Below are 26,239 nucleotides of genomic sequence, written 5' to 3' on the forward strand. Positions count from 1 at the left end.
CCCCGGCGAAGGCCGGGGTCCAGGGGGGCTTGTGTGAGATGCTGACAAGGGGCTGGCATGCGCGGCCCTGGGCCCCGGCCTTCGCCGGGGACGCGGAGTTTTCATGGCCCTACTCCCCCGCAACATGCCAACGCCTCCCGGTGCGCGAAAGCAGCAGGTCGGCCTCGTCGGGCCCCCAGGTGCCGGGGTCGTAGGGTTGGGGCTTTAGATCGGCGTCGCCCCAGGCCTCGGCCACCTCGTCCACCCATTTCCAGGCCTGTTCGGCCTCGTCGCGGCGGACGAATAGGGTGGAATCTCCGTTCAGCGCATCCAGCAGCAGCCGTTCATAGGCGATGCGGCGACGCGGCGGCTTGGAGCCCTTGCCGTCCACACCCCAAGACAGGCTCATGCGGATCGACTGGAGCTGCATCTGGGCGTCCAGCCCCGGCCGCTTGTTCATGACGGTGAGGGAGATGTCCTCCTCGGGCTGGAGCTCGATGACCAGCCGGTTGTCGACCAGTTCGCCCCGGTCGCCCTGATCGAAGATCGAGTGGGGCACGCCCTTGAACTGGATGACGATCTCGGTGCGCTTTTCCGGCAGGCGCTTGCCGGTGCGCAGGAAGAAGGGAACGCCGGCCCAGCGCCAGTTGTCGATGTCGGCCCGCACGGCGACGAAGGTCTCGGTCTCCGAAGGCTGACCACGCTCCTGCTCATAGCTCTTGACCGACTGGCCTTCCGATTGTCCCGGCCCGTACTGTCCGCGCACCGTGACGCGCTCCGCCTCCTCCAACGTGATACGCCGCAGGGAGCGCAGGACCTTCACCTTTTCATTGCGCACCGAGTCCGGATCGAGGTCCGAGGGCGGCTCCATGGCCACCAAACACAGCAGCTGCAGCATGTGGTTCTGGAGCATGTCGCGCAGCGCGCCGTACTCATCATAATACGGCCAGCGGTCCCCGATGCCGACGGTTTCGGCCACGGTGATCTGGACGTGGTCGATCGACAGGTTGTTCCACAGCGGCTCGAAAATCACGTTGCCGAAGCGCAGAGCGATCAGGTTCTGGACCGTCTCCTTGCCGAGGTAGTGGTCGATGCGGAAAACCTGGCTCTCGTCGAAAGCCTCGCGTACCGCCTCGTCGATCTCCAGGAAACTGACGAGGTCGCGGCCGACCGGCTTCTCAAGCACGATGCGGGTGCTGTCGCCGGTCATTCCGGCGGCGTGCAGGGCCTGAACGATCGGGGCGTAGAGCGAGGGCGAGACGGCGAGAAAATAGGTCAGGTCGTCTGAGCCGACCCGGGCCTTGAGGCTTTCGGCGCCGTCAGGCTTGGTGGCGTCCAGCGCGAGGTAATCCAGACGCTTTTCGAACCGGGCGAAGACGGCCTCGTCCCAGAGGTCATCCTGGGCGGCGCGGCTGGAAACAGCCTTTCGCACCAGCGCAACATAGCCATCGCGGCCGTCATCGCTGCGCGCCGCGCCGACGATCTTCAGCCCGTCCGGCAGCAGGCCGTCCTGTTCGAGGAAGTAGAGCGACGGCAACAGCATGCGCATCGCCAGATCGCCGCCGCCGCCGAAGAGCACCAAGGCCGCCATGCGTTTCCTTTCCACCCGCGCCTGGTTCGGTGTTAGGCCGCCCGGCGGCGGGGGGCCAGCACCCCCACCCCGCGCTGAAACACCATGTTATGGCCGCGGTTGGCTAATCCGTGGCTCCGATCGGGGTTCCGGCGTGTGGCGGGACCGCAGCGCTGCTAGGCTGACGCCGCGAGGAGACGCCGATGCACCCCATCGCCGAACGCGACGCCACTGCTCCGGAGGACTTCGCCGCCATTCGTCGCGCGGGCGAGCCGGTAGTTATGCGAAGGCTGGCGCGCGACTGGCCGCTGGTCGAAGCGGCGCGGCAAGGGCGGGCCCCGGACTGGCTGCGGAGCCACGCCACCGCTGATCCCGTGCCCTTCATGCGGGCCCCGTCCGAAGTCGAGGGACGGCTGCACTACGGCGAGGCGGTCGAAGGTCGGAACTTCAGCCAGGAAAGCGCGCCCCTGGCTGCCTATCTGGATGCGCTGGAGGCGGAGGAGGTGCGTGAGCGGCCCGACGCCCTGGCGCTGCAGGGGATGCCGGCGTCGGAACGCGTGCCCCGGTTCGCCGAGACGCACCGGCTGAACATCCTGCCGCCCCGGATCCCGCCGCGGCTGTGGATCGGCAATCGGGCCAAGGTGGCCATCCATCACGATCCGGCCGAGAACGTCGCGGTGGTGGCGGCGGGCCGCCGGCGGTTCACCCTGTTTCCGCCCGAGGCCGTCGGCGACCTCTACATGGGGCCGTTTCACGACACCCCGGCGGGGGTTCAGGTCAGCCTGGTCCACCTGACCCAGCCGGATCTGGAGCGTTATCCCCGGTTCGCGCAGGCGCTCGCAGTCGGGCTGGAGGCCGAACTGGAGCCCGGCGACGCCCTCTACATTCCGTTTCAGTGGTATCACCACGTTGAGGCGCTGGATGCGGTCAATGTGCTGGTCAACTACTGGTGGGACGCCGCGCCGCGCGGGCTGGGGTCGGCGTCGGACGCCATGCTGCACGGCCTGATGAGCCTCAGCACCCTGCCGCCGGATCAGCGGCGCGCCTGGCGCGCCATGTTCGACCACTATGTGTTCAGGCTGGACGGGGATCCGGCAGAGCATATCCCTGAGGCGGCACGCGGCGCCCTCACCTCGCCCACGCCGCAGAGCCTGGCCGCGATGCGTCGGGCGCTGATCGCAGCCCTGTCGAAGGATTAGGCCGGGCAGACCCGCGCGACAAAGTCGGCGTGGCTGGGCATCACCGCCACGCACTTGCGGATCACCGCCTCGACGTTGCCGAGGTATTCGTCGATCTGCGCCGGTGTCTTGACGTCGACCAGGGGGTCGTAGCCGCGCGGAACGACGCCCTGACCGAGCAGCACCTGAATCCAGCTCTCCTCGGCGAACAGCTCTTCGTCCTCGCGGAAGATGCGGCCGTTGGCCTGGAACAGCTCAATCTTGCGCTCCAGGGTGTCGGGCACGTCCATTGTGCGGACATAGTCCCAGAAGGGCGTGTCGTCACGCTCAGTCGCCTTGTAGTGCAGGATGATGAAGTCGCGGATGCGCTCGTACTCGAAATCGCTCTGACGGTTGAACTCGGCGATGTTGGCAGGGTCGAAGCCGGCGTCGGGCAACAGCCTCACCAGCCGGATGATCGACGACTGGATCAGGTGGATCGAGGTCGATTCCAGCGGCTCGAGGAAGCCCGAGGCCAGACCGACGGCGACGCAGTTCTTGTTCCAGATCTGCTTCCGCTTGCCGGTGACGAAACGCAGGCGGTTGGGCTCGGCCAGCTGCTCGCCATCCAGATTGGCCAGCAGGGTCGCCTCGGCCGTCGCGTCGTCGGTGAAGCGGCTGGAATAGACGTGGCCGTTGCCGGTGCGATGCTGCAACGGGATGCGCCACTGCCAGCCGGCCTCGCGCGCCGTGGCGCGGGTGTAGGGGGTGAAGGGCTCGGTGCGGGCGCAGGGCACGGCCATGGCCCTGTCGCAGGGCAGCCAGTGGGTCCAGTCCTCGTAGCCCGTCTTCATCGCCTGTTCGATGATCAGGCCGCGAAAGCCCGAGCAGTCGATGAACAGGTCGGCCTCCAGGGTCTGGCCGTCCTCCAGCGTGACCGATCGGACGAAGCCGGTTTCCCCGTCCAGGGCGACATCGGCGACCTTGCCCTCGCGGCGGACCACGCCGCGGTCCTCGGCGAAGCCGCGCAGGAACTTGGCATAGAGGCCGGCGTCGAAATGGAAGGCGTAGCCGATGTGGCCGAGCGGCGAATCCTTCATCTTCGGATCGGCCCGCATGAAGCGGTTTTCCAGCGCGGCGGCGGTGTTGATCGAATAGGCGGCGAAGTCGGAGGCCCGTCCCTCGGCCCGGGCCTTGAGCCAGAACTGGTGGCACCGCAGCCATTCCAGATTGCGACCAATGACGCCGAAGCCGTGGATGTAGCTGTCGCCCTTCTTCCACCAGTCGACGAACTGGATGCCCAGTTTGAAGCTGCCCTGGGTGCGGCGCATGAAGTCGTTTTCGTCGAGCTCAAGCAGCTCGTTGAACTTCTTGATGGCCGGGATGGTGGCCTCGCCGACCCCGACCGTGCCGATGGCCTCGGACTCGACCAGGGTGATGGCGTAGCGGCCCTTGAACAGCTTGGACAGCAGGGCCGCCGTCATCCAACCGGCCGTGCCGCCGCCGACAATCAGGATGGACTGAAGCTGGCGCATGACGGGCCCTCGCGTGCGATCCCTTAGTCGCAGCGTGCGGGGGTCGCGGGCAAGGGCAGGACGCCGACGGGACGACGGTCGCCATAGGACAGGCCATAGCCGCGCGCGAACTGGACTACGTCGCCCGCATGCTCGCCCGTCGAGCAGGCCGAGCCGGGCCAGACGAAGGACAGACGGCCGGTGAAGTCGTGATGCGTCCCGATCATCACATCGGCCAGGCCGCCGGCCTCGGTGCCCGGCAGGAAGGCGGCGACGAAGGCGTCGGACAGGTTTATCAGGTCGTTGGCGTAGGCCGGGCGACCGGAATACAGCACCGTCACCACCGGCACGCCCTTGTCGGCGACCGCCCGCAGCACGCGCAGGTCGGTGGGGTGCAGCAGGCTGTGCTGCACCGGCGCGGGGAAGCGGACGTCGCCGTTGTATTCGGCATACGGCGTCTCGCCCAGCACGGCGATGACGGCGTCATAGCCGGCCACGTCAACGCCTGCGGCGTCGGCGGAATAGGTCACGTCGGCGTCGCCCAGCTGTTCCTTCAGGGCCGCTAGCAGGGTCTGGCCGGTGGCGAAGTCGGCGTTGGTGTTTTCCGTCCCCTGCCAGGTCAGCGACCAGCCGCCGGTCTGGTTGGACATCGAGTCCGCGCTGGCGCCCACGACCAGCACCCGGGCGTCGGCCCGCAGCGGCAGGACGGCGTTCTCGTTCTTGAGCAGCACCACAGACTTGCGCACCGCCTCGCGCGCCAGGGCGCTGACGTCGATGGCCGAGGCCTGGCCGTTGAAGCGGCTGTCGGCCACGGCGCGGTCGAACAGGCCGGCGCGCATCTTGACGCGCAGGATGCGGGTGACGGCGTCGTCGATGCGGGCCATCGGGATGCGGCCCGCCTCGACGTCGGCGATGGTGTTGGTGATGAAGGCGCGCCAGTCCTCGGGCACCATGATCATGTCGATGCCGGCGTTGATGGCCTGGGCGCAGCGGGTCTTGTCGCAGCCCTGGACCTGCTCGATGCCGTTCCAGTCCGAGACCACGAAGCCGGTGAAGTCGAGCCGGTCCTTGAGCACGTCCGTCAGGACATAGCGGTCGCCATGCAGTTTGCCGTGGTTCTCGCCGGCGGCCACGTCGTTCCAGCTGTTGTAGGTGGCCATGACGGTCTGAACGCCCGCGTCCAGCGCCGTGTAATAGCCGGCGCCGTGGGTGGTGATCATTTCGGCGCGGGTGGCGCGGTTCTCGCCCTGATCCACGCCCTGGAAGGTGCCGCCGTCGCCCAGATAGTGTTTGGCGGTGGCGACCACGTCCCCGTCGCCGGTCAGCTCGCCCTGAAGTCCCCGGACCACGGCCGCGCCATAACGGGCGACCAGCTGGGGATCGGAGGAATAGCTTTCGTAGGTCCGGCCCCAGCGACGGTCCTGACCGACCGCCACGGTGGGGGCGAAGACCCAGCTGATGCCGGTGGCGCGGACCTGCTGGGCGGTGGCCCGGCCGATACGCTCCATCATCTCCACATCGTCGGCCGCGCCCAGGCCGATGTTGTGCGGAAACATGGTGGCGCCGCGCACATTGTTGTGGCCGTGCACGGCGTCGGTGCCCCAGATCAGCGGGATCTTCACCGTCATGTCGGTGCGCAAGGCGGCGTCGTGGAACTGCGCCGACAGCGCCGCCCATTCGGCGACCGAGGCGTCCTTCTTCATGTTCGGCCAGGCGCCCCCGCCGTTCAGCACCGAGCCGATGTAGAATTCGCGGACCTGATCCGGCGTGATGTTGCGCACATCCGGCTGGGTCATCTGACCGACCTTCTGGGCCAGGGTCATGCCCGCCACGATCTGACCGATCCGCGCTTCCATCGCCGGATCGAGCGGCATCGGTGAGGTCAGGGCGGGCCAGTCCGAGCCGTCCAGATCGGCGTAGCGGCCGGTGTCGCCGTGCGGCGCGCCCGCGCAGGCCGCCACCAGGGCCAGCATCGGGATGAACAGCTTCATCTTGCGCAGGGTCATGGGGCGGTCTTTCTCAGGCTCTGGTCGAACAGACAGGCGTCAGGGACAGGCGCGAACACCGGCGTCGGAGGGTCGTCACAGCTCGCGCCGCGTCAGAAGCGGTAATTGACGCCGATCAGGAACTGGCGACCGTATTCTTCGTAGGTCTCGGGCAGAACCGCGCCGTCGGCCGTCGTGGTGCCCCCGGCATCGAGCCCCAGCCGGGTCCGATAAGGCGAGTTGGTCAGATTGTTGATTTGGAACAGAATCCCCAATCCCTCCGCCGGCCCGTCCTGGAAGGTATAGCCGATCTGGGCGTCGACCTGTTCATCGTCGAGGATTTCAGTGAACCCGCGATTGGTGAACAGCTGAACCACCTCTCCCTTGAACGCCTCGCGGAAGCGCTTGGAGATGCGGGCCTGGAAGCCGTTTCGCTCGTAGTAGGCCGTGGCGTTGTAGACGAAGCCTGACAGACCCGGGATGCGAACCGGCGCCTGCTCGTCGGCGCTGGCGTTCAGATCGCTCTCGGTCCAGGACGCCGAGCCGATGAAGCCGAGGCCCGTCAGCGGCTCCCAGAGATTTCCCAGGTCGATCGCGCCGGACAGTTCGATACCCTTGACCGTGCCCCCGTTGCCGTTGGCGGGCAGGCTGATCGAGCCGATCGGATCGATGACGACCCCCTGCTCATCGACCAGGTTCTGGCCGATGACCGGCAGCGGGATGCCCGAGAAATCGAACTCACGCGTCTGGGTGTAAATGTAGGTATCCAGATCCTTGTAGAAGCCCGCGATCGACAGATAGGTCGTGGCGTCCACGTACCATTCGTACGCCAGATCGAACGCATCCGCCCGCCACGGCTCCAGTTGAGGGTTCCCGCCGGAGGCGGACCAGGGATTGACCACCTCGCCCGGCGAGCAGCCGTCGCTGTCGGAGCAAACCAGACCATTGAACCCAGGCGTCACATTGGCGCGCATCTCATCCATGCGTGGGCGCGCCATCGTCTTGGACGCCGCGAACCGCACCCGGTGCCCTCCTCCTAGATCGTAGATCAGGTTCAGGCTGGGGAGCACGTCGGTGTAGTCGGCGCCGTCGGTGATCGCTGTGGGAACGACCGGTGTGCCCGGTTCAAGCGCGTTGATAACGACGCCGCTGGACTCCTGCGACTGATCGACGATCTGCAGGCCGACGTTGCCTCTCCAGCGCCCCCATTCGAATTCGGCCTTGCCGAAGTAGGTCACAACCTCTTCTTCGATATCCCAATTCTTGTCGAAGAAGTTGGCGTCCAGTATCGGCGCCTGTCGCCAATAGACATCAAGAGCGCGCGACAGGTCATAGCTGAGAACGTCGCCGAACCCTGCGAAATCAAGAGACGTCGGATCAACGAGGTATTCCGGCGCGACCAGAATCTGCTGGCGGCCGTTGAGGAGGAACAGGTCGAAATCATCGACGCGCTTGGTCTTGTTTCGATTGGCCAGATTGACGCCTACGGTCACCCGATTGAGGACCCCGTCAAAGTCGCGCTGACCCTTCAGATCGACCGAATAGATACTCTCTTCCACGTCCGGAAAACGGATCGAGCCGTCGTGGCCCCAGCCGCCCCATGGCGCGCGGTCGCCCAGGGAAACCTGAGAGGCGTCAGCGTAGTCGAGCCCCTCGGAATAGATGGGGAAGTCGTCGCCGGCGCTGGAGTGATCGAAGTCGATACTGTCGCGATCGCGCCCGATGTCCGCTCCCGTCGTGCCGACGCCGCCCACCCCCAGGCCGTGGCCGGAATAGGTTTCCGCGATCGCCTCGCGACGCTCGTTGGACGAGTAGGACAGGTCGGCGATCAGGCGCGTCCGATCGTCGAGTTCGTACTCGGTGTTTAGGCCGGCCGAGAACAGCTCGTCTTCGCGGGTGTTGTAGTCGTTGCGGATGATCGGCACCGCGTTGTTGAACGTCCCGCTCTCTCCAAAGGGAGAGCCGCCGCGATCAACGACATTCACGCCACGGAAATTACCTGAATCCGCCCAGGCGTTGGAGAACCACTGCACGCCCCGCATGGTCTCTTCCTGGTCGAACTTGGAATAGTACAGATCCAGGACGGTGCTGAGACGGTCATTGGGGCGCCACTCGAGGATGCCGATAAAGGCGTCGCGCGTATTCAGCCGAGAGGTAGCGAAAATCTCCTGGCCGTTCATCAAAAGGGCGTTGTCGGCGGTGTCGGGGGTCACCGATTCCGGAGAGCAGGGGTTCTCGGGCGTCGGCTCACAGACGCCGCCGAAGGTTTCGTATCCGTACGCCTTGAAGTGCCGGTTCTGCGACGGGCTGTCCAGGTGCGCATAACCGAGCGCCAACCCGACCGTGCCGTCGAGGAACTGGTCGATGTAACTGATCGAGAAGCGTCCGCCGTAGCTGCGGACATCGTCATTCAGGCCGCCGTCTTCGAGGAATTCGGTGCGCGCGTTCACGGCGATGACGCGTTCGCTGAACGTCAGGGGGCGCACGGTTCGCAGATCCGCCGTGCCCGACAGGCCGAACCCCGACAATTCGGCGTCGGGAGTCTTGTAGATCACCACGCCGCTGAGCAGTTCGGACGGATACTGGTCGAACTCCACCGCACGATTGTCGCCGGACGAGGCCTGCTGGCGGCCGTTGAGGAGAGTGGTGGTGAAGTCGGGGGCCAGGCCGCGGATCGAGATGACCTGGGCGCGACCGTTGACCCGCTGAGCCGCCAGGCCCGGCAGCCGCGCGATGGACTCGGCGATGGAGACGTCGGGCAACTTGCCGATGTCCTCGGCCGAGACGGCTTCGACGATCGAGGTCTCGTTGCGCTTCAGGCTGATCGAATCGGCCAGGCCCCGTCGGATGCCGGTGACCACGATCTCTTCAAGTTCGGTGGCTTCTTCCTCATCGCCCGGCGGCGGGACGGCCGCTTCCTGAGCGATGGCTGCGGCCGGCAGAGCCGCCACGATGGCCATCGCCGACACCGTCGAGCACAGGGTGGCGGTCCGCGCCCCCCGACCGTTAAGCACGGCGCGATCCAGAACTGGTCGACGCATGAGGTCCCTCCCCCGAATGTTTCCCCGGCGAGTGGATCATCGTCCACTCGTCCACTTTTGAACGCCGCCCGATCCCGCTCTCCCGACCCGGGCTGGAAGCGCTTCCAATGGCTAACTCACCTTGGACCTTCGCGCAATCGACAAAACGCGAGCAGCAGGATCAGCAAAACGCCCGACGTCGCAGACGCCGGGCGCAAAAGGCCGGACTTCAAGAGGCTCAGGCGGCGGGCGGCGTCTCCATCGGGGCGTTCACATTCGGCGCCTCACCGGTCGGAGGATTTGTCGGCTGGCCTTCCGCTGTGGTCGGCGCATCGGCCGAGGGCGGCGACATGGCGTCGCCTTCAAACTCGGCCGCCACTTGGGCCTGACCGGCCGGGGTGTTGTCTGTCTCGGCGATCTCTCCCTGGGTCAGCGCCCAGAAGCCGAGCAGGACGGCGGCCGCCAAGGCCACCGAGACAACGAGCAGGATCAGGATGCGATTGCCCTTGCGCCCGCCGCGAACGTACTGGGCCTCGACGGGCTGGCCCTGATGCACGGGATCGGTGGCGCGGGAGTGGGGGTCGTCGTGGGTCATGCGCGGGAGCGGTCCTGAACTGGGCGATGGGATCGAGCCTCGTCAACGCTGGTCGAGCTTGGCCGTTCCCCGACCAACTAATTCGCCTGGCGCGGGAACCGGTGTCGACAACCGCCGTTGTGGGAAAGCGAAGGCGGCGACGCCCCCCCCGACTCGCGGATCGGTATCCCCGATCCCCTCGCCTTCGCAATCATTCTCGACGATGCCCCTTCGGCGGCGGAGCCTTCAGGCCCGCCGCCGTTTCTTTTCGGCTGTGACCCCGGGCTCGACAGGGCGGTGACTGTCCCCCAAGAGTGAGTGCGTTCACCATCAGGACGGACGGGAGGCGATCATGGCCAGGACCAACCGGCAATGGGTGCTGCGGCAGCGGCCCAAAGGCATGATACAGGACGGCGATCTGGAACTGGTCGAGAGCCCCGTCCCGGATCTGGCCGAGAACGAGGTGCTGGTCCGCACCGTCTATCTGTCGCTGGACCCCACCAACCGGACGTGGATGAACGACGCCGAGGGCTATCTCCCGCCGGTGGGCCTGGGCGAGGTGATGCGCGGCCTGACCCTGGGCGTGGTGGAGGAGAGCCGGTCCGACCGGTTCAAGGTCGGCGACGTGGTCACGCCCCTATCGGGCGGATGGGCGGATTACGCCGTTGTTCCCGCCGAGGGTCTGCGGCCCGTGCACCGCGCGCCGGGCCTGCCCCTGACGGCCAATCTGAGCGTGCTCGGCATGACCGGGCTGACCGCCTATTTCGGCGTGACCGACGTGCTGAAGCCCCAGGCGGGCGAAACTCTGGTGATCTCGGCGGCGGCGGGCGCCGTCGGCTCGATCGCCGGGCAAGTAGCCAAGCAGAAGGGCGCGCGCGTGCTTGGCATCGCCGGCGGACCGGAGAAATGCGCCTGGCTGACCGACGAACTCGGGTTTGATGCGGCCATCGACTACAAGGGCGAGGACGTGGGCGCGGCGCTGGACCGTCTGGCCCCCGACGGCGTCGAGATGAATTTCGAGAATGTCGGCGGCGACATCATGATCGCGGTGTTCAATCGCCTTAAAACCCATGGCCGCATGGCCGTCTGTGGCCTGATCTCGAGCTATAACGCCACGCGCATGCCGCCGGCCCCGAACTTCGGCCGGATCATCACCCACCGGCTAAATATTCAGGGCTTTCTGGTGCTGGACTACGCCGCGCGGGCCCGCGAGATGGTGGCCGAGATGGGGCCGTGGCTGGCCGACGGCCGGGTCAAGTGGAAGGTCCACGTCGACGAGGGCCTGGAGGGCGCCGTCGGAAGCCTGAACCGGCTGTTCACCGGCGACCACGACGGAAAGCTGCTGGTCCGGGTGTCCGAGGAGCCGGCGGCGTGAGCGACGATCGGCTGCACTTCGAGGATTTGGCCATCGGCCAGGTGGTGCCTTTGGGCGCCTGCGCCGTGGATGCGGCGGCCCTGGCCCTGTTTTGCGAGAAGTTCGCCCCGGCCTGGGATGTCGAGAACGGCGCGCCCGACGCGCTGATCTTCGCCCTGTGGCAACGGTTGGCGGCGGATAGGGCCGGCGGTCTGGCCCAGACGAAATCGCTCGCCGTCGACGCGCTCAGGTTCAACCGCAATCCGCCCGCGGGCGAGCTGCTCCGCGGGCGGATGACGGTGATGGGCAAGGACCCGGTCGGCGATCAGAAGGGCATCGTCATCGCCCAGCACGATCTGCTGGACGAGGACGGGCGGTTGGTCTTTTCGTGCCTGACCCGAGCGCTGTTCGCGCGGCGCTAGCCGCCGCGCGAACCTCAGGCGTTGGCAGCGGGCAGCTCACGCTGGGCGCGGTCCATGGCCGCGACGATCAGCCGATCCCAGTTCTGCAGCGACATCAGATGCGCATAGATCTGACCCAAGGCGCCGTTGTCCCGCAGCGTCTTGAAGGTGTCGGCCGACAGCGCGTTCAGCTTCTCTTCCGAAACGCCGTAGAACTCGGCCACCTTCTGGGGCTGGCCGGCCGATCCGTCGGCGTTCCGCGGCGTGTAGTTGAACTCGCGCACCGTCAGCAGGTTGTGCTCCTGCAGCAGCTTGACGAAGCTCTCGGTGCGGCGACGCTCCTGCTCGAAGTCCGTGCAGAACTTCATGGCGTTCTCGGTGAAGGGCGTCGGCTTGCCGTCGGCGAACAGGGCGGTTTCGCCGCCCTCGGACACCATCGGCGCCTCCCGGTCGATGCACAGCACCATGCGTCCCTGATCTTCCTGGGTGGCGAAGACGAACGGATAGCGGCGCACGAAGGCCGGCAGATAGGCGTCGGCCCGGTAGGCTCCGTTGGCCTCCACAAACAGGTTGGTGTTCTGGTTCAGCCCCATGATGGCCACCGGCGCACGCGCATCGCCCAGGAACACCACCGGATAGTTCAGCGCGGCCGGCGCGAACTCCGTCACGGTCAGCGGCACCATGTTGGTCTGGCCGACGAAGGCATAGGGGTTGTCCAGCGCGTTGACGCCCAGCTTGCCGTGGGCTTCGACGCTGAGCGGCTCGGGCTTGGAATAGAACAGCACATTGCCGCTCAGGGCGGCGTCGGTCGGAAGCTGGGTGGTCTGCATGATGCGGCGGAGCTCGGATAGGTCGAGGAAAGGAAGGCGCGCCTTCTAGCGGCAGACGCGGCCCGGGGCAAACGTCGCTGTGGCGCGGTCGACGCCGTCTCAGTTCCGCTCCGACAGTCCCTTGAGCGTCTCGCGCGCCGCGTCGCGGTGGCGCGGCCTGATGTGGGCCGACAAAGTGGCGACCACCGCCGCGATCACCGCCGCATCGTCAGTGAAGCCGATGCCCATCAACACGTCGGGAATGGCGTCCACCGGCAGCACCCAATAGGCCAAGGCGCCCAGCATCACGCCCTTGGCCGCCGTCGGCGTCTGGGGATCGCGCGCGGCGAAATAGACGCTGAGCAGGCGGTCGGCGAACGGAATCCGGGCGGCCGTGCGCGCCAGCTTGGGCCAGAAGCCCTTGCGTACCCGCATCTCGTTGACGCGCTGGACGGCGGGGACCAGCGCCTTGTCGGGATCGATGGCGTCCGTCGGGGACGCCGCATTGGCCTTTGCGGTCATGGTCGCTAAACCCCCGTCACACTCTTCGGTTCGCTCAATATAGGACGCGCAGCATGAAACTCGACGGTTCGATCTCGGCGGTGGTGACGGGCGGAGCCTCGGGGCTCGGCGAAGGCACGGCGCGCGCCCTGGCCGCTAAGGGCGTCAAGGTGGCCCTGTTCGACCTCAATGAGGAGGCCGGCGAGGCCATCGCGGCCGAGATCGGCGGCGTGTTCTGCAAGGTCAATGTGACATCCGACGCAGAGGTCGCCGCCGCCTTCGCCAAGGCCCGCGCCGCCCACGGCCAGGAACGGCTGACCATCAACTGCGCCGGCATCGCCACCGGCCAGAAGACCGTCAGTCGCAAGAAGGACACCGGCGAGATCCGCGCCCACGACATGGCGCAGTTCGAGCGCACCGTGTCGATCAATCTGTTCGGCAGCTTCCGCGTCGCCTCCCAGTCGGCGGCGGGCATGGTGACCCTGGATCCGATGGGCGACGGCGAGCGCGGGCTGATCGTCAACACCGCCTCGGTGGCCGCCCAGGACGGCCAGATCGGCCAGGCGGCCTATTCGGCCTCCAAGGGCGGCGTCTACGCCATGACCCTGCCGATGGCGCGCGACCTGATGAGTGAGGGCATCCGGGTCAACACCATCCTGCCCGGGATCATGTGGACGCCGATGATGGCCGGGATGGATCAGAAGGTTCAGGACGCCCTGGCCGCCATGATCCCCTTCCCCAAGCGGCTCGGCACGCCGGCGGACTACGCCGCCCTGGCGGTCCACCTGGCCGAAAACGTCTACATCAACGGCGAATGCATCCGCCTGGACGGCGCCATCCGGTTGGCGCCGCGCTAACGGGTCAGGGCCGGGTCACGATCGGAGCGTCGGGATCGGTCTGGGCCGGCGGCGCCGAAGGCGGCGGGGCCAGAGGCTCGATCGGGATGATGATCGGCTCGGGCGCGGCGTCGACCGGAGCGGGCTGATTCTCGGCCGGCGTCCCTTGTGACGGTCGGGTCGCGGGGGGTAGCGCTGGCGACGGTTCCGGACGCTCCGTCGGCTCGACACGGGCTGGCGCCGGCTGCGGCCGTGACGGCGTCGTTGCGACCGGCGTCTGTGCAGCGGGAGGAGGCGCACTCGCTTCCGGCGCGTCGGCGGTCGCGGCGTCGTCGAGCGGTTGAGCGGCGACCGGCGGGGGCGCTTGGGTCGTGGGCAGGATGCCCGTCGGTTCGGGCTCGCCGCCCGGCCGGGTCATCAGCAGCACGGCCAGCAGCAGGGCCACGCCCGCGACCACTCCGCCGGCGATCAGCAGGGTGCGGCGACGGCGCGTGGACTTGCGAGCCGTCGCGCGCGTCAGCACCGAGGCGGCCGGAGCCAGAGCTTCAGAGGCACGATCCAGCATCGAGGGATCGGCGCCGGGCAGCGGCTTGGGCGCGATGGCCGGGCGCGGGGGCGTGGTTGGGGCGCGGGTCGCGGCGGCGACGCCTTCGGGCAGGCTAACCTCGAACGGCGTCTGCGGCTGTGGCGCCCGAGCCGTCGTTTCAGGCTCCGGCGTCGGCGCGGAAGGGGGCGCAACGGGTTCGGGGCGCGGCGCGGGCGCGGGCGGCACGTCCATCGCCCCGGTCGGCCGCGGATCGCGCGGCCGACCCGCGTTCGTGGCGGGCGCCGGCGTGCTGGCCCGGGTCACCGGCGCGCCGAGGTCCAGGCGCGGCTCCGGGCGCGTCGGCAGAACCGAGCCCGTCAGCACGGAGCCGAGCGGCGCGGGCGCCGGTCGGCGAGGCGGCATATCGGCCGGCCGCTGCGTCGTCCTCACCGACTTCGGCCGCTGCGATCCCGGCGCGGGATAGGAGTTGTCGACGGTGAAGAAGGTCACCGGCTGGCGGCCCCAGGGCGTGGGCCGGATCCAGCCGCCGCCGGCGCGCGCATCGGGACCTTGGGGACGCTGGGACTCGGTCGACATGACGGGCGGCGAACTCGTGAGCAAAGGGGTCTCGCCGATGTGGTCGGCGATGTCGGCGAAAGCGTGACGGGTTAGCCGATCAGGCCTTCAACCGGTAGCCCGTACGGAAGATCCAGGCGATGGCGACCAGGCAGGTGATCATGAAGCCGAAGGTGGCCAAAAGGCTCCACACCACCCCCACGTCCCCGGTCCCGTAGAAGCTCCAGCGAAATCCGGAGATCAGATAGACCACTGGATTGAACAGGGTGATGGTCCGCCACGGCTCGGGCAGCATGGAAATCGAATAGAAACTGCCGCCCAGGAAGGTGAGGGGCGTGACGATCAGCATGGGGATGAACTGCAGCTGTTCGAACCCCTGGGCCCAGACGCCGATGATGAAGCCGAACAGCGAAAAGGTCACCGCCGTCAGCACCAGAAACAGCGCCATCATCAGGGGATGCTCGATCCGGATCGGCACGAACAGGGCCGCCGTGGCCAAAATGATCAGCCCCAAGGCGATCGACTTGGTCGCCGCCGCCCCGACATAGGCGATGACGATCTCCATGGCGCTGACCGGGGCGGAAAGGATTTCGTAGATGGTGCCCGTGAACTTCGGAAAATAGATGCCGAAGGAGGCGTTGAAGATCGACTGGGTAAACAGGCTGAGCATGATCAGGCCGGGCACGATGAAGGCGCCGTACTCGACCCCGTCGATCTCCTGCATGCCCGAGCCGATAGCGGCGCCGAACACCACGAAATAGAGTGAGGTGGTGATCACCGGCGTGACCAGGCTCTGCCACAGAGTGCGGAGCGCCCGCGCCATCTCGAAGCGGTAGATGGCCCAGATGCCGTAGGGGTTGCCGATCACGCCGCGCGCTCCTCGTGAACCAGGCCGACGAAGATGTCCTCGAGCGAGCTCTGGCGGGTGTTCAGATCCTTGAAGCCGATGCCGGCGTCCGACAGGCGGCGAAGCAGGTCGGGCACGCCCGTCTCCTCGCGGTTAGCGTCGAAGGAATATTCCAGCTCCTGACCCTCGGCCTTGAGCGTCAGGTCATAGTCGGACAGGTCCGCCGGCACCGCGCTCAGCGGCTCCTGCAGGTTCAGGGTCAGGGTCTTGCGCCCCAGCTTCTTCATCAGCGTGGTCTTGTCCTCGACCAGGATCAACCGACCCTTGGCGATGACGCCCACCCGGTCGGCCATCTCCTCGGCCTCCTCGATATAGTGGGTGGTCAGGATGATGGTGACGCCGCGCTCGCGCAGCTTCCTGACCATCGCCCACATGTCGCGGCGCAGTTCGACATCGACCCCGGCCGTGGGCTCGTCGAGGAACAGGATGTCGGGCTCGTGGCTCAGGGCCTTGGCGATCAGCACCCGGCGCTTCATCCCGCCCGACAGATGCATGATCTTGGTGGTCTTCTTGTCCCAGAGGCTGAGGTCCTTGAGCAGCTGCTCAAGGTAGGCGTCGTCCTTGGCCTTGCCGAACAGACCGCGGCTGAAGCGGGTGGTGGCCCAGACCGTCTCGAAGGCGTCGGTGGTCAGCTCCTGGGGCACCAGGCCGATGCGGTTGCGGGCCTGACGATAGTCGGCGACGATGTCGAAGCCCTCGACCGAGACCTTGCCCGCCGTCGGGCTGACGATGCCGCAGACCAGGGAGATGAAAGTGGTCTTGCCGGCCCCATTGGGCCCCAGGAGAGCGAAAATCTCACCCTTGTTGATGGTCAGATCGGTGGGCTTCAGGGCCTCGAGGCCCGAGGCGTAGGTCTTTCCCAGACCCTCGGCGACGATCACCGATGTCATGCGCATCCCCGGTTCAGTTCGCCGCACAGGTGGGGCGGGTTGTCGCGGGTGTCCAGAGGCGGGCGTCGGAAAGCGGACGCTCAGTCCGCGCCGATGACCTCGAAGGCGGCGTTCGAGACCGTGGCATCGACGCCCGGTCCCATGATGATCGCGCCGGCGAGAAGGACCGCGCCTAGCGCGCACAGGGCCGAGGCGCCCAGGCCGGCCCACCAGTTGGCCGATCGATGCGGCGTCTCCAGCAGCTTGCGCGCCTTGTGAATGCCGTCGATCGCGTGGGTCATGGTCCTCTCCCTCGTCCCCAGCAAACACCCGTGACGGTTAACGTCGCGTTCACGACGTTCAGCGCAGCGGCATCGCGGCGTCGTCGGCGCACGCTGCTCGACCGAGCGAGATGACAAGGGCCGACGGCCGCCCTAGAAGCCGCCCATGATCCTGGTCGTCGATAACTACGACAGCTTTACCTACAACCTCGTCCACTATCTGGCCGAGCTGGGGGCCGAGACGCGCGTGGTCAGGAACGACCAGCTGACGGTGGACGAGGTCTGGGCAAGCCGGCCGGACGCCGTCCTGCTGTCGCCCGGGCCGTGCTCGCCGAATGAGGCGGGCATCTGCCTGCCGATCCTCGAGACGGCGCCAGAGGACATGCCGGTCTTCGGCGTCTGCCTGGGCCATCAGGCCATGGGCCAGGCCTTCGGCGGCGAGGTGATCCGGGCCAAGACCCTGATGCACGGCAAGACCTCGCCGATCCTGCATGCGGGCGAGAGCGTGTTCCGAGGGCTGCCCAACCCGTTCACGGCGACGCGCTATCATTCGCTGGCGGTCCGGCGCGACACCCTGCCCGACGTGCTCGAGGTCACCGCCTGGACCGAGGACGGCGAGATCATGGGGCTGGCCCACAAAACGCGGCCGATCCACGGGGTGCAGTTCCATCCCGAATCCATCGCCACCGAGCACGGCCACGATCTGATCGGCAACTTCCTCGATCTGGCCAATGTGCGCCGAACGGCGATGGTCTGATGGCCGACGGGTTCAAGCCTCTGCTGGCCAAGCTGGTCGACGGCCGGGTGCTGTCGGGCGACGAGGCGCGCGATTTCTTCGCCGCCTGTCTGAGGGGCGAGCCGACCCCCGCCCAGGTGGCGGCGGCGGTGACGGCCTTGCGTATTCGCGGCGAGACGGTCGAGGAGATCGCCGCATTCGCGACAGCCATGCGTCAGGCGGCCCTGACTCTGGACCATCCCTATGACGCCATCGACACCTGCGGCACGGGCGGCGATGGGGCGCATACGTTCAACATCTCGACGGCCGCCGCCCTGGTGCTGGCCGGCGCCGGGCTGAAGGTCGCCAAGCACGGCAACCGGGCGCTGAGCTCCAAGTCCGGATCGTCGGACGTGCTGTCGGCCTTGGGGGTCAATCTGCAGGCCAGCCCGACCCAGCAGCGGCGCGCGCTCGACGAGGCCGGCATCGCCTTCCTGTTCGCCCCCGCCTATCACGGGGCCATGCGCCATGTCGGGCCGGTTCGGGCCGAAATCGGGTTCCGGACGGTGTTCAACCTGCTGGGTCCGCTGTCCAATCCGGCGGGGGCGCGGCGTCAGGTGATGGGCGTCTATGACCCCCGCCTGCTGGAGCCCCTGGCTGAAGTTTTGGGACGACTGGGCGCCGTTCGGGCCTGGACCGTGCATGGCCAAGGTCTCGATGAGCTGACCACCACCGGCGACACCGAAGTGGCCGAATGGCGCGACGGGGCGGTTCGGCGATTCCAGGTCACGCCGGAGGAAGCGGGCCTGCCGCGCGCCGATATCGCGGACCTGCGGGGTGGGGACGTCGAGGAGAACGCCGCCGCCCTGACCGCGCTGCTGGCGGGCGCTTCGGGCGCCTATCGCGACATCGTGCTGCTGAACGCCGCCGCCGCCCTGGTCGTCGGCGACCGGGTCGAGACGCTGAAGGAGGGCGCCGAACTGGCCGCTGCGGTCATCGACGACGGCCGCGCCGCCCAGGCCCTGGCGCGACTGGTCGAAACCACCAACACCCCGACCGACCCGGCCCCGGAATGACCGATATCCTCGAGCGCATCGCCGCTTACAAACGCGAGGAGGTCGCCGCCCGCAAGGCCGCGACGTCTCGGGCAGAAATCGAAACGCGGGCCACGGCGGCCTCTGCCCCGCGCGGTTTCCGCAAGGCTCTGCTGGACGCGTCGGACGCCGGCAGCCCGGCCCTGATCGCCGAGATCAAGAAGGCCAGCCCGTCCAAGGGCCTGATCCGACCCGACTTCGACCCGCCGGCGCTGGCCAAGGCCTATGAGCGCGGCGGCGCGACCTGCCTGTCGGTGCTGACCGATGGCCCCAGTTTCCAGGGCGATGACGCCTATCTTGGCCAGGCCCGCGCGGCGACCGCCCTGCCCTGCCTGAGGAAGGACTTCCTGGTCGATCCCTGGCAGGTGGCCGAAAGCCGAGCGCTGGGCGCCGACTGCATCCTGGTGATCCTGGCCATGGTCGACGACGCCTTGGCGGCCGACCTCATGGCCGAGGCCGAACGCTGGGGCATGGACGCCCTGGTCGAGACCCACGACGAGGCCGAGATGGTCCGCGCCTGCGCGCTGGGCGCCGACCTGGTGGGGATCAACAACCGGTCGCTGCGGACGTTCGCGGTCGATCTGGAGACCACCGAGCGCCTGGCCATCCTCAGCCCGGTCCGCGCCGTGCTGGTCGCCGAGAGCGGCATCTTCACCCCCGATGACGTGGCGCGCGTCTCCGCCGCCCACGCCCAGGCTATCCTCGTCGGCGAGAGCCTCATGCGGCAGGACGACGTCGAGGCGGCGACGCGGACGCTTTTGGGCTAAGGCCCAGCTCCGCCGTTAAGTTGACATTAGCGAAGAACACTTACAGAACATCGCCTATCGGTTCACGGCTTGTTCGCGGATGATTCCCGCTTCGGGCCAGCGGAGGCGCACCATGCTCACCCGGAAGCAGCACGAGCTGCTGATGTTCATCCACGAGCGGATCAAGGAGACCGGCGTGTCTCCGTCCTTCGACGAGATGAAGGAGGCGCTGGACCTGGCGTCCAAGTCGGGCATCCACCGGCTGATCACGGCTTTGGAGGAGCGGGGCTTCATCCGGCGGCTGGCGCACCGGGCGCGGGCGCTGGAGGTGTTGAAACTGCCGGATCAGGCGACGGCGGGCGCGCCGCGCGGCCGAGCCGGGTTCACCCCCGGTGTGATCGAGGGCGGGCGGCCGGTCGGCGGCATGGTCAATCCCGAGGCCGCCAACGACACCCGCGAACTGCCGCTGCTGGGCAAGATCGCCGCCGGCACGCCGATCGCCGCCATCCAGCACGAGCAGGACCGGCTGATGGTGCCCGCCTCCATGCTGGGCGGGGGCGAGCACTATGTGCTGGAGATCGAGGGCGACTCGATGATCGAGGCCGGCATCCTGAACGGCGACTTGGTGATCATCCGCCGGGGCGACACGGCGACCTCGGGCGAGATCGTGGTGGCCCTGGTCGAGGGCGAGGAAGCGACCCTGAAGCGCCTGCGCAAGAAGGGCGGCTCGATCGCGCTGGAGCCCGCCAACCGCCACTACGAAACCCGCATCTTCGGACCCGACCAGGTCGAGGTTCAGGGCAAGCTGGTCGGCCTCATGCGGCGCTACCACTGACGGGTGTGCGCTTGCGGCCGATCACCCGATCGATCGCCACCACCGCCAGGCCCAGCACCAGGAAGACGGCGAGCAGGCCGGCGAAGTTGATCGCCGCCCGCTCCAGCCCCAGTTCGCCGACGTCGATGAACCAGTAGGGGTACCAGCCGCTGAGCGCTCCGTGCGCCAGGGTCCAGGCCCCGAACACCGCCGGAAACAGCAGCCACTTCACCGCATCAAACCAACGCAAGCGGCCCTTGGGCGTAAACAGCAGCCAGTCGACCAGCATGGCCAGCGGCATGGCGGTGTGCAGCAGGGTGTCGGCGAGCCACCACCACCCCTCGGGCGACCAGACGCGGGCCAGCAGCAGGTGATAGGTCAGCCCGACCACCACCGCGTACATCGTCACCGCCGCCCGCACCCCCTCGCCCGCCATCCACCGGCCCAGCACGGCGCGTGCATCGATGGCCGGCGCCAGCAGGGCGAAGGCGACCAGCAGATTGGTCAGGATGGTGAAATAGCTGAAGAAGTTGATCAGGCTGCGGCTCAGCGGCGCGCCGTCGGCGTTCGACAGCATCAGCCCGAACTGCAGCGTCAGTGCCGCCAGACCGAGGAGGCCGAAGCCCAGCCGCCACAGCCGTGCGAGTCGAGGGCCCGGGGGGCTCAGAGCGCCAGGATCAGGCATGCGATCAGGCCGCCAATGATGCCCGCGGCAGCCCCCGCCTTGAGCGACGTCGCGTCATGCCGCCCGTCGCGAAACCCGGCCCGGAACCCCCGCGCCATCTGGTCGCGTCGCCACATCAGTAGGCCCTCCTATCGGACACCAGCGCCCACACCGGCAGATGCAGTTCGGCGGTGGCGGCGGCGATCTGGCAGCTGTCGAGGTGAGTCCGACCCGCCTCGGCGCGCCGCACGTCCTCGGGGCTGATGTCGAGAATGCGCGCGAGACTGTCGACGGTCATGCCGCGGTCTTCGCGCCAGCGTTTCAGCCGCGCGCCAACGGCCGCGTCCGCCGGATCAATCCCCGGAAAGCCCAGAACCGAACCCATGCCCGTCCTCCCTCAAAGGACCGCGCCGGCGTTGCGCCGTGTCGCGTCCGCATGAAGGCAGGAACCGTCGCGCTCGGCAAGCGCGGCGGATCAGCCCATCAACTGACGGAAGCGGTCAAACAGATACAGGCTGTCGGTCGGGCCGGGCGAGGCCTCGGGGTGGTGCTGGACGCTGAACACCGGGCGGTCTTTCAGCGCGATGCCGCAGTTGGTGCCGTCAAACAGGCTGACGTGGGTCTCCTGAACGGCGTCGGGCAGGCTGTCGCGATCGACGGTGAAGCCGTGGTTCATGGACACGATCTCGACCTTGCCGGTGGTCAGGTCCTTGACCGGGTGATTGGCGCCGTGGTGGCCCTGATCCATCTTCACGGTCTTCGCCCCCAGCGCCAGGGCCAGCATCTGGTGGCCCAAACAGATGCCCATCAGGGGCTTGCCGCTGTCGACCAGCTTTTTGATTTCCGGCACGGCGTACTCCCCGGTCGCCGCCGGATCGCCCGGCCCGTTGGACAGCACCACGCCGTCGGGATTGCGGGCCAGGACCTCCTCCGCCGTGGTCGAGGCGGGCACCACGGTGATCTTCGCGCCGGTCGAGGCCAGGGCGCGCAGGATGTTGCGCTTCACCCCGTAGTCGATGACCACCACCGACTTGCCGGCGGCATCCACGCGCGGATAGCCCTCGGGCCAGTCCCAGACGCCCTCGTCCCAGTCGAAGGCCTGGAGCGTCGAGGCGTCGCGGGCGAGGTCGAGCCCGACCAGGCCGGTCCAGGCGCGGGCCTTGGCGACCAGGGCCTCCAGGTCGAAACGGCCCTCCGGATCATGGGCGATCACCGCATGCGGGGCGCCGTTGTCACGGATGGCGGCGGTCAGCGCCCGGGTGTCGACCCCGGCCAGACCGACCACGCCGCGCCGCGTCATCCAGCCGTCCAGGGTTCCGCCCTCACCCGGCGTGGCGCGCCAGTTGGCCGGATCGGTGGGGAGATCGCGGAAGATCGCGCCGCGCGCCGCCGTCTCGGAGCCGCCGCCCATCTGCTCCACATCCTCGACGTTCACCCCGACATTGCCGACGTGGGGAAAGGTGAAGGCCAGAATCTGGCTCATGTAGCTGGGGTCGGTCAGGATCTCCTGATAGCCGGTCATGGCGGTGTTGAAGACCACCTCGCCCAGAGCCTCGCCCGTCGCGCCGCAGCCGACACCTTGCAGCACCGTGCCATCGGCCAGGACGAGGACGCCGGTGACGCCTTTCAGAAGCTCAGTCATGGCGCTCTCCTAGCGAAAGATTCCGGCGGGCAAACGGCGGCGTGACTATAGAGGGCCGGGACCGGGGTCAACGGCGGGCGGCGCCTGACGCCTGACCCACAGCCAGGCCAGGGCGCACAGGGTGAAGAAGCCCAGGGTCGGCCAGACATAGCCGGTCGAGGCCGCGACCACCGCCGCCACCGAGAACACCAGACCCGCCAGGGCCAGCAGCCGCCAGCGCACCTCGGTCGAGGCCTTCCACAGACCGACGGCGCAGAGCGCGTAGAGGGTCAGGCACAAAACCGAGGTGACGCCGACCAGCACGCCGAACTGCTCGCCCAGGGTGGGCTGGACGCTGATCAGGGCCAGAACGGTCATCACACCGCCGTTGATCAGCGGATTGGACAGGGGACGCCCCCGCCCGCCGCCGCCGAACCAGCGCGGGGCCCAGCCCTTTTCCGCCGCGCGGCGCGCCGTCTCGCCGCCCATCATGGTCCAGCCGGTGACGGTGCCCAGCACCTTGATGACCGCGCAGGCGGCGACCAGACCGGCGATGGAGGCGCCGAACACCCGCGCGGCCAGGTCGGCGTAGGGGCTGGTCGACAGGGCCAGGCGCTCGGCCGGGATGACCCCAAACACCGCCACGCAGGCGGCGATATAGACGACCAGGGCCAGACCCACCCCCGCGACCGTGGCGCGGCCGACGTCGCGGGCGGGATCCCGCACCTGCCGAGACAACACCGCCGCGCTCTCCAATCCAAGGAAGGCCCAGAAGATGATGGCCAGCGACGGCGGGACGCTTTGGGCCAGGCTGAGACCTTCCGGGCTCCAGCTGGCGGCGAAGGTCTGGGGGCGGAAGGCGACGCCGGCCGCCGCCACCGCGATCAGGATGGGCAGCAGGCCGACGATCAGGGCTGCGGCGCCAAGCCGCGCCGCCGACCGCGCCCCGAAGATATAGGCCAGGGTCGCGACCCAGATGAAGCCGAGGTTGGCCATGGCCGCCGGCCACGGCTGCTCCAGCACCGGAAAGAAGAAGGCCAGATAGCCGGTGCCGGCGATGGCCACCGCCACGTTGCCGGCCAGACAGGCCATCCAGTAGGCCAGCGCCGCGAGATAGCCGGCGAACCGGCCCAGCCCTTGCTCGGCCTGGTCGATCAGCCCATCCGCGCCGGGGCGAAACCGACCGAGCGCTCCGAACATCAGGGCCAACACCAGCGCGCCGACGCCGCACACCAGCCAGCCGATCAGACTGGACGATCCGAAGGGCGCCAGGGTCGCGGGCAGCAGATAGAGGCCGGAGCCGATCATGTTGCCGGCGACCAGAAGGCCGGCCACGCCCCAGCCGAGCCGGCCAGCGGTGTTTGGCGTGGTCGCTCCCACTGTCGTCATCGGCCCCTCCGCGTTGCGGATGGGGTGGCGGTTGCTGACCCAGCGGTCAAGCGGGGATCGCTGCTCCGTCCCAGGCGAACACGCCGCCCGATTGGGCCGGCGTTAGCCCGTCGATCACCGTCATCAGCTGTTCGGCGGCCTGCTCGGGCGAGAACAGCCGCTCGGCCGGCACGCCCTTTTGAAAGGGCGCCGACAGGTCGGTGGCCACCGTACCGGGATGAAGGCCGCAGACGATCAGCTCGGGATGGGTCCGCGCCGCCTCTATCGCCACGGTGCGGATCAGCATGTTCAGCGCCGCCTTGGAGGCGCGATAGGCGTGCCAGCCGCCCAGCCGGTTGTCCGAGATCGACCCCACCCGCGCCGACAGGGCCGCGAACACGACCGGCCGATCGCGTCGCATGCGCGGGATCAGATGCTTGGCGATTATGGCCGGACCGATGGCGTTGATGCGATAGTCTCGGATCAGATGTTCGGGATCCAGCGCCCTCATCGACCGCTCGGGTTGGCGGCCGTCATGCAGAACCCCGGTGGCGACGATGACGCGGTCCGGCGGCGCCGCGCGCTCGGCCAGCGCGGCGATCGACGCCTCGTCCAGCAGGTCCAGCCCCGTGGCGCGAGAGGCGCGCTCGACCCGCCAGCCGGCCGCTTCGTGGGCGTCGGCCAGTGCGTGGCCGATCCCGCCCGAGGCGCCGACGATCAGGACGTGGCGATCCATGGCTGTCCTATCCCCGAGGCTCATGACTCATGCTAACCCGCCGGCCATGCTCCGCACCATCACCACGGTCGGCCTCGATGCCGACGACACCCTCTGGCACAACGAGACCATCTTTCGCCTGACCCACGACCGGTTCGCCGCGCTCCTGGCCGATCATGCGGATCCAACGGAGATCGACAGCCGGCTGGCCGCGACGGAGCAGCGCAATCTGCGGCTCTACGGCTATGGGGTGAAGGGCTTCACCCTGTCGATGATCGAGACGGCGATGGAGCTCTGTGGCGGAGAACCGCCTTCGGCCGCCATCCGCGAAATCCTGGCGGCGGGTCGCGAGATGCTGGCCCATCCGGTCGAGACCCTGCCGGGCGTCGACGAGGCCCTGGCGGCCCTGTCTGAACGCTATCGCCTGGTGCTGATCACCAAGGGAGACCTGATGGACCAGGAGCGCAAGCTGGCGGCGTCCGGTCTGGGCGACCTGTTCGCGGCGGTGGAGATCGTGTCGGAGAAGACCGCCGACACCTACACCCGGGTGTTCGAGCGGCATGGCTCGGGCGCGACCGAGGCGGTGATGGCGGGCAATTCGATGAAGTCCGACGTACTGCCGGCGATCAAGGCCGGGGCGTTCGGGGTGCATATCCCCTACGCCGTCACCTGGGCCCACGAGCTGGCCGACGCGCCGGAGGATGAGCCGCTGTACGGAGCGCTGGAAAGCCTGGACCAGTTGCCGGGCTGGATCGAGGCGCGCCGCCGCTGAAGCCCCACGTTTACCCGATGTGACTTGGCGAGCAGGATCGAGGCTTTAGCTTCGTTCGATATCGCTGGAGGGGAAGCCATGCGCCCGATCATTCTCGCCCTGGCCGGCGCCTTGGCGGCCGGCCCGACCCTCGCCCAAGAGCCGGCGACTGAACCGCCCCTGATCGACCGGGCGGTCAACAATCCGCGCGTCAGCAGCTGGACCGTCTATGGGCCCGGCCTGAGCCATCAGGTCATCGAGGCCGAGGTTCAGGGCGGTCAGGCGCTGCAGGTCGAGGTGACGCGAGCGGGCGCGAATCCCTGGGACGTGGCCGCCCAGGCCTTCACCGCCGACCCCATCGCCGCCGGCGACGTCATGCTGCTGGGCGTCTGGTTGAGATCGGATACGCCGGGGGCGACGGTCAATATCCGGCTGCAGGGCTCGGACGCGCCCTATCCCGAGATCGCGGCCGGGACGGTCAGCCCCGGTTCGGAGTGGAAGCTCTGGTTCGCACAAGGGCGTGCGGATCAGGCCTTCGTCGGCGGCCGGGCCAACGCCTCGGTCCAGCTGGCCGGGGCGGCCCAGACGGTGGAGCTGGGCCCGGTCTTCATCTTCGACTTCGGCCCCGACTATGACGTCGAGCGCCTGCCGACCAACGACTGAGCTTTCAGCCACCACCCACGAACTGGACGATCTCCAGCCGGTCGCCCTCGCCCAGGGGTGTGGCGGCGTGCAGGGAGCGGGGCACGATCTCCAGATTGCGCTCGATGGCCACCTTGTTGGGATCCAGCGACAGTTCGGCGACCAGTTGGCTTAGGGTCGCGGCCTCGGTCTCGCGGGGTTCGCCGTTCACGGTGATCTGCATGGCCTCCATGTGACGGCTCGCGAAGCG

28 protein-coding genes are annotated in these 26,239 nt (G+C 68.1%); 10 read left to right on the plus strand and 18 right to left on the minus strand.

Going from position 1 to position 26,239, the window contains the following annotated elements:
- Nucleotides 1–109: 109 nt before the first annotated feature.
- Nucleotides 110–1,570, minus strand: coding sequence for a glucose-6-phosphate dehydrogenase (zwf, locus tag EES48_RS09335; protein WP_122466102.1), 1,461 nt, complete (start codon nt 1,568–1,570; stop codon nt 110–112).
- Between the two features lie 182 nt (nt 1,571–1,752).
- On the opposite strand from zwf, the gene EES48_RS09340 reads away from it, so the two are divergent.
- The gene (locus EES48_RS09340) at nt 1,753–2,748 is read left to right on the plus strand and encodes a cupin-like domain-containing protein (protein WP_122466103.1); all 996 of its coding nucleotides are present in this window, start codon (nt 1,753–1,755) and stop codon (nt 2,746–2,748) included.
- Here EES48_RS09340 and EES48_RS09345 read toward each other — a convergent pair.
- From EES48_RS09345 to EES48_RS09360, 4 genes are all read right to left on the minus strand, one after another.
- The gene (locus EES48_RS09345) at nt 2,745–4,241 is read right to left on the minus strand and encodes a tryptophan halogenase family protein (protein ID WP_122466104.1); all 1,497 of its coding nucleotides are present in this window, start codon (nt 4,239–4,241) and stop codon (nt 2,745–2,747) included. The genes EES48_RS09340 and EES48_RS09345 overlap by 4 nt on opposite strands.
- A gap of 23 nt (nt 4,242–4,264) precedes the next feature.
- Nucleotides 4,265–6,226: a glycoside hydrolase family 3 protein gene (locus EES48_RS09350; RefSeq protein WP_122466105.1), complete on the minus strand. Its 1,962-nt coding sequence runs from the start codon at nt 6,224–6,226 to the stop codon at nt 4,265–4,267.
- Nucleotides 6,227–6,318: 92 nt separating this feature from the next.
- Nucleotides 6,319–9,246: a TonB-dependent receptor gene (locus tag EES48_RS09355; protein ID WP_240623296.1), complete on the minus strand. Its 2,928-nt coding sequence runs from the start codon at nt 9,244–9,246 to the stop codon at nt 6,319–6,321.
- A 217-nt stretch (nt 9,247–9,463) separates the two neighbouring features.
- A complete protein-coding gene (locus EES48_RS09360) occupies nt 9,464–9,820 on the minus strand; it encodes a hypothetical protein (protein WP_122466106.1) in 357 nt (118 codons plus the stop codon).
- Nucleotides 9,821–10,151: 331 nt separating this feature from the next.
- Between EES48_RS09360 and EES48_RS09365 the strand changes: the two genes are divergently transcribed.
- Together EES48_RS09365 and EES48_RS09370 are read left to right on the plus strand one after the other, a co-directional pair.
- On the plus strand, nt 10,152–11,174 hold the full coding sequence (locus EES48_RS09365) for an NADP-dependent oxidoreductase (RefSeq protein WP_122466107.1): 1,023 nt from the start codon (nt 10,152–10,154) through the stop codon (nt 11,172–11,174).
- A complete protein-coding gene (locus EES48_RS09370; protein WP_122466108.1) occupies nt 11,171–11,575 on the plus strand; it encodes an acyl dehydratase in 405 nt (134 codons plus the stop codon). Before EES48_RS09365 ends, EES48_RS09370 begins: the two co-directional genes overlap by 4 nt.
- A gap of 14 nt (nt 11,576–11,589) precedes the next feature.
- Here the strand turns inward: EES48_RS09370 and EES48_RS09375 are convergent, their stop codons facing one another.
- Together EES48_RS09375 and EES48_RS09380 are read right to left on the minus strand one after the other, a co-directional pair.
- Nucleotides 11,590–12,384 (minus strand): SapC family protein, encoded by a 795-nt coding sequence (locus tag EES48_RS09375; protein ID WP_122466109.1) that lies wholly within the window; start codon nt 12,382–12,384, stop codon nt 11,590–11,592.
- Between the two features lie 99 nt (nt 12,385–12,483).
- Nucleotides 12,484–12,885, minus strand: coding sequence for a YkvA family protein (locus EES48_RS09380; protein WP_122466110.1), 402 nt, complete (start codon nt 12,883–12,885; stop codon nt 12,484–12,486).
- A 53-nt stretch (nt 12,886–12,938) separates the two neighbouring features.
- On the opposite strand from EES48_RS09380, the gene EES48_RS09385 reads away from it, so the two are divergent.
- The gene (locus EES48_RS09385; protein WP_122466111.1) at nt 12,939–13,721 is read left to right on the plus strand and encodes an SDR family oxidoreductase; all 783 of its coding nucleotides are present in this window, start codon (nt 12,939–12,941) and stop codon (nt 13,719–13,721) included.
- Nucleotides 13,722–13,725: 4 nt separating this feature from the next.
- On the opposite strand, the gene EES48_RS09390 is transcribed toward EES48_RS09385, so the two are convergent.
- The 4 genes from EES48_RS09390 to EES48_RS09405 form a co-directional block, all read right to left on the minus strand.
- Nucleotides 13,726–14,823 (minus strand): hypothetical protein, encoded by a 1,098-nt coding sequence (locus EES48_RS09390; protein ID WP_122466112.1) that lies wholly within the window; start codon nt 14,821–14,823, stop codon nt 13,726–13,728.
- 79 nt (nt 14,824–14,902) lie between these two features.
- Nucleotides 14,903–15,670, minus strand: coding sequence for an ABC transporter permease (locus EES48_RS09395; protein ID WP_122466113.1), 768 nt, complete (start codon nt 15,668–15,670; stop codon nt 14,903–14,905).
- Entirely contained in the window at nt 15,667–16,599 is a 933-nt protein-coding gene (locus EES48_RS09400; protein ID WP_122466233.1) for an ABC transporter ATP-binding protein, read from the minus strand. Before EES48_RS09400 ends, EES48_RS09395 begins: the two co-directional genes overlap by 4 nt.
- Before the next feature lie 80 nt (nt 16,600–16,679).
- The gene (locus EES48_RS09405; protein WP_122466114.1) at nt 16,680–16,880 is read right to left on the minus strand and encodes a hypothetical protein; all 201 of its coding nucleotides are present in this window, start codon (nt 16,878–16,880) and stop codon (nt 16,680–16,682) included.
- A gap of 145 nt (nt 16,881–17,025) precedes the next feature.
- Between EES48_RS09405 and EES48_RS09410 the strand changes: the two genes are divergently transcribed.
- The 4 genes from EES48_RS09410 to lexA all read left to right on the plus strand — a co-directional run bounded on the left by EES48_RS09410 (nt 17,026) and on the right by lexA (nt 20,249).
- Nucleotides 17,026–17,616 (plus strand): anthranilate synthase component II, encoded by a 591-nt coding sequence (locus EES48_RS09410; RefSeq protein ID WP_122466115.1) that lies wholly within the window; start codon nt 17,026–17,028, stop codon nt 17,614–17,616.
- Nucleotides 17,616–18,650, plus strand: coding sequence for an anthranilate phosphoribosyltransferase (gene trpD, locus EES48_RS09415; protein ID WP_122466116.1), 1,035 nt, complete (start codon nt 17,616–17,618; stop codon nt 18,648–18,650). Before EES48_RS09410 ends, trpD begins: the two co-directional genes overlap by 1 nt.
- Nucleotides 18,647–19,435 (plus strand): indole-3-glycerol phosphate synthase TrpC, encoded by a 789-nt coding sequence (trpC, locus tag EES48_RS09420; protein ID WP_122466117.1) that lies wholly within the window; start codon nt 18,647–18,649, stop codon nt 19,433–19,435. The genes trpD and trpC overlap by 4 nt, the downstream gene beginning before the upstream one ends.
- A 112-nt stretch (nt 19,436–19,547) precedes the next feature.
- Nucleotides 19,548–20,249, plus strand: coding sequence for a transcriptional repressor LexA (gene lexA, locus EES48_RS09425; RefSeq protein WP_122466118.1), 702 nt, complete (start codon nt 19,548–19,550; stop codon nt 20,247–20,249).
- On the opposite strand, the gene EES48_RS09430 is transcribed toward lexA, so the two are convergent.
- The 6 genes from EES48_RS09430 to EES48_RS09450 all read right to left on the minus strand — a co-directional run bounded on the left by EES48_RS09430 (nt 20,230) and on the right by EES48_RS09450 (nt 24,617).
- Nucleotides 20,230–20,913, minus strand: a complete 684-nt coding sequence (locus EES48_RS09430) for a Pr6Pr family membrane protein (RefSeq protein WP_162998100.1) — start codon at nt 20,911–20,913, stop codon at nt 20,230–20,232. The two genes, lexA and EES48_RS09430, sit on opposite strands and share 20 nt — an antisense overlap.
- Nucleotides 20,892–21,029: a hypothetical protein gene (locus EES48_RS14855; RefSeq protein WP_162998101.1), complete on the minus strand. Its 138-nt coding sequence runs from the start codon at nt 21,027–21,029 to the stop codon at nt 20,892–20,894. The genes EES48_RS09430 and EES48_RS14855 overlap by 22 nt, the downstream gene beginning before the upstream one ends.
- Nucleotides 21,029–21,277: a helix-turn-helix domain-containing protein gene (locus EES48_RS09435; RefSeq protein ID WP_122466120.1), complete on the minus strand. Its 249-nt coding sequence runs from the start codon at nt 21,275–21,277 to the stop codon at nt 21,029–21,031. The genes EES48_RS14855 and EES48_RS09435 overlap by 1 nt, the downstream gene beginning before the upstream one ends.
- 90 nt (nt 21,278–21,367) lie before the next feature.
- Entirely contained in the window at nt 21,368–22,534 is a 1,167-nt protein-coding gene (gene carA / locus EES48_RS09440; protein ID WP_122466121.1) for a glutamine-hydrolyzing carbamoyl-phosphate synthase small subunit, read from the minus strand.
- Between the two features lie 45 nt (nt 22,535–22,579).
- Nucleotides 22,580–23,902, minus strand: a complete 1,323-nt coding sequence (locus EES48_RS09445; protein WP_122466122.1) for an amino acid permease — start codon at nt 23,900–23,902, stop codon at nt 22,580–22,582.
- A gap of 46 nt (nt 23,903–23,948) precedes the next feature.
- The gene (locus EES48_RS09450; protein ID WP_122466123.1) at nt 23,949–24,617 is read right to left on the minus strand and encodes an SDR family NAD(P)-dependent oxidoreductase; all 669 of its coding nucleotides are present in this window, start codon (nt 24,615–24,617) and stop codon (nt 23,949–23,951) included.
- 46 nt (nt 24,618–24,663) lie between these two features.
- On the opposite strand from EES48_RS09450, the gene EES48_RS09455 reads away from it, so the two are divergent.
- Together EES48_RS09455 and EES48_RS09460 are read left to right on the plus strand one after the other, a co-directional pair.
- Nucleotides 24,664–25,368, plus strand: coding sequence for an HAD family hydrolase (locus EES48_RS09455; protein ID WP_122466124.1), 705 nt, complete (start codon nt 24,664–24,666; stop codon nt 25,366–25,368).
- 78 nt (nt 25,369–25,446) lie between these two features.
- On the plus strand, nt 25,447–26,010 hold the full coding sequence (locus tag EES48_RS09460) for a carbohydrate binding domain-containing protein (protein WP_122466125.1): 564 nt from the start codon (nt 25,447–25,449) through the stop codon (nt 26,008–26,010).
- Nucleotides 26,011–26,014: 4 nt separating this feature from the next.
- On the opposite strand, the gene thiS is transcribed toward EES48_RS09460, so the two are convergent.
- Nucleotides 26,015–26,212 carry a sulfur carrier protein ThiS gene (gene thiS / locus EES48_RS09465; protein WP_122466234.1) on the minus strand — a complete coding sequence of 66 codons (198 nt, stop codon included), beginning with the start codon at nt 26,210–26,212 and terminating at the stop codon, nt 26,015–26,017.
- Nucleotides 26,213–26,239 lie beyond the last annotated feature (27 nt).

The sequence above is a fragment of the Brevundimonas lutea genome, assembly GCF_003704105.1.
GTDB classification, from domain to species: Bacteria; Pseudomonadota; Alphaproteobacteria; order Caulobacterales; family Caulobacteraceae; genus Brevundimonas; species Brevundimonas lutea.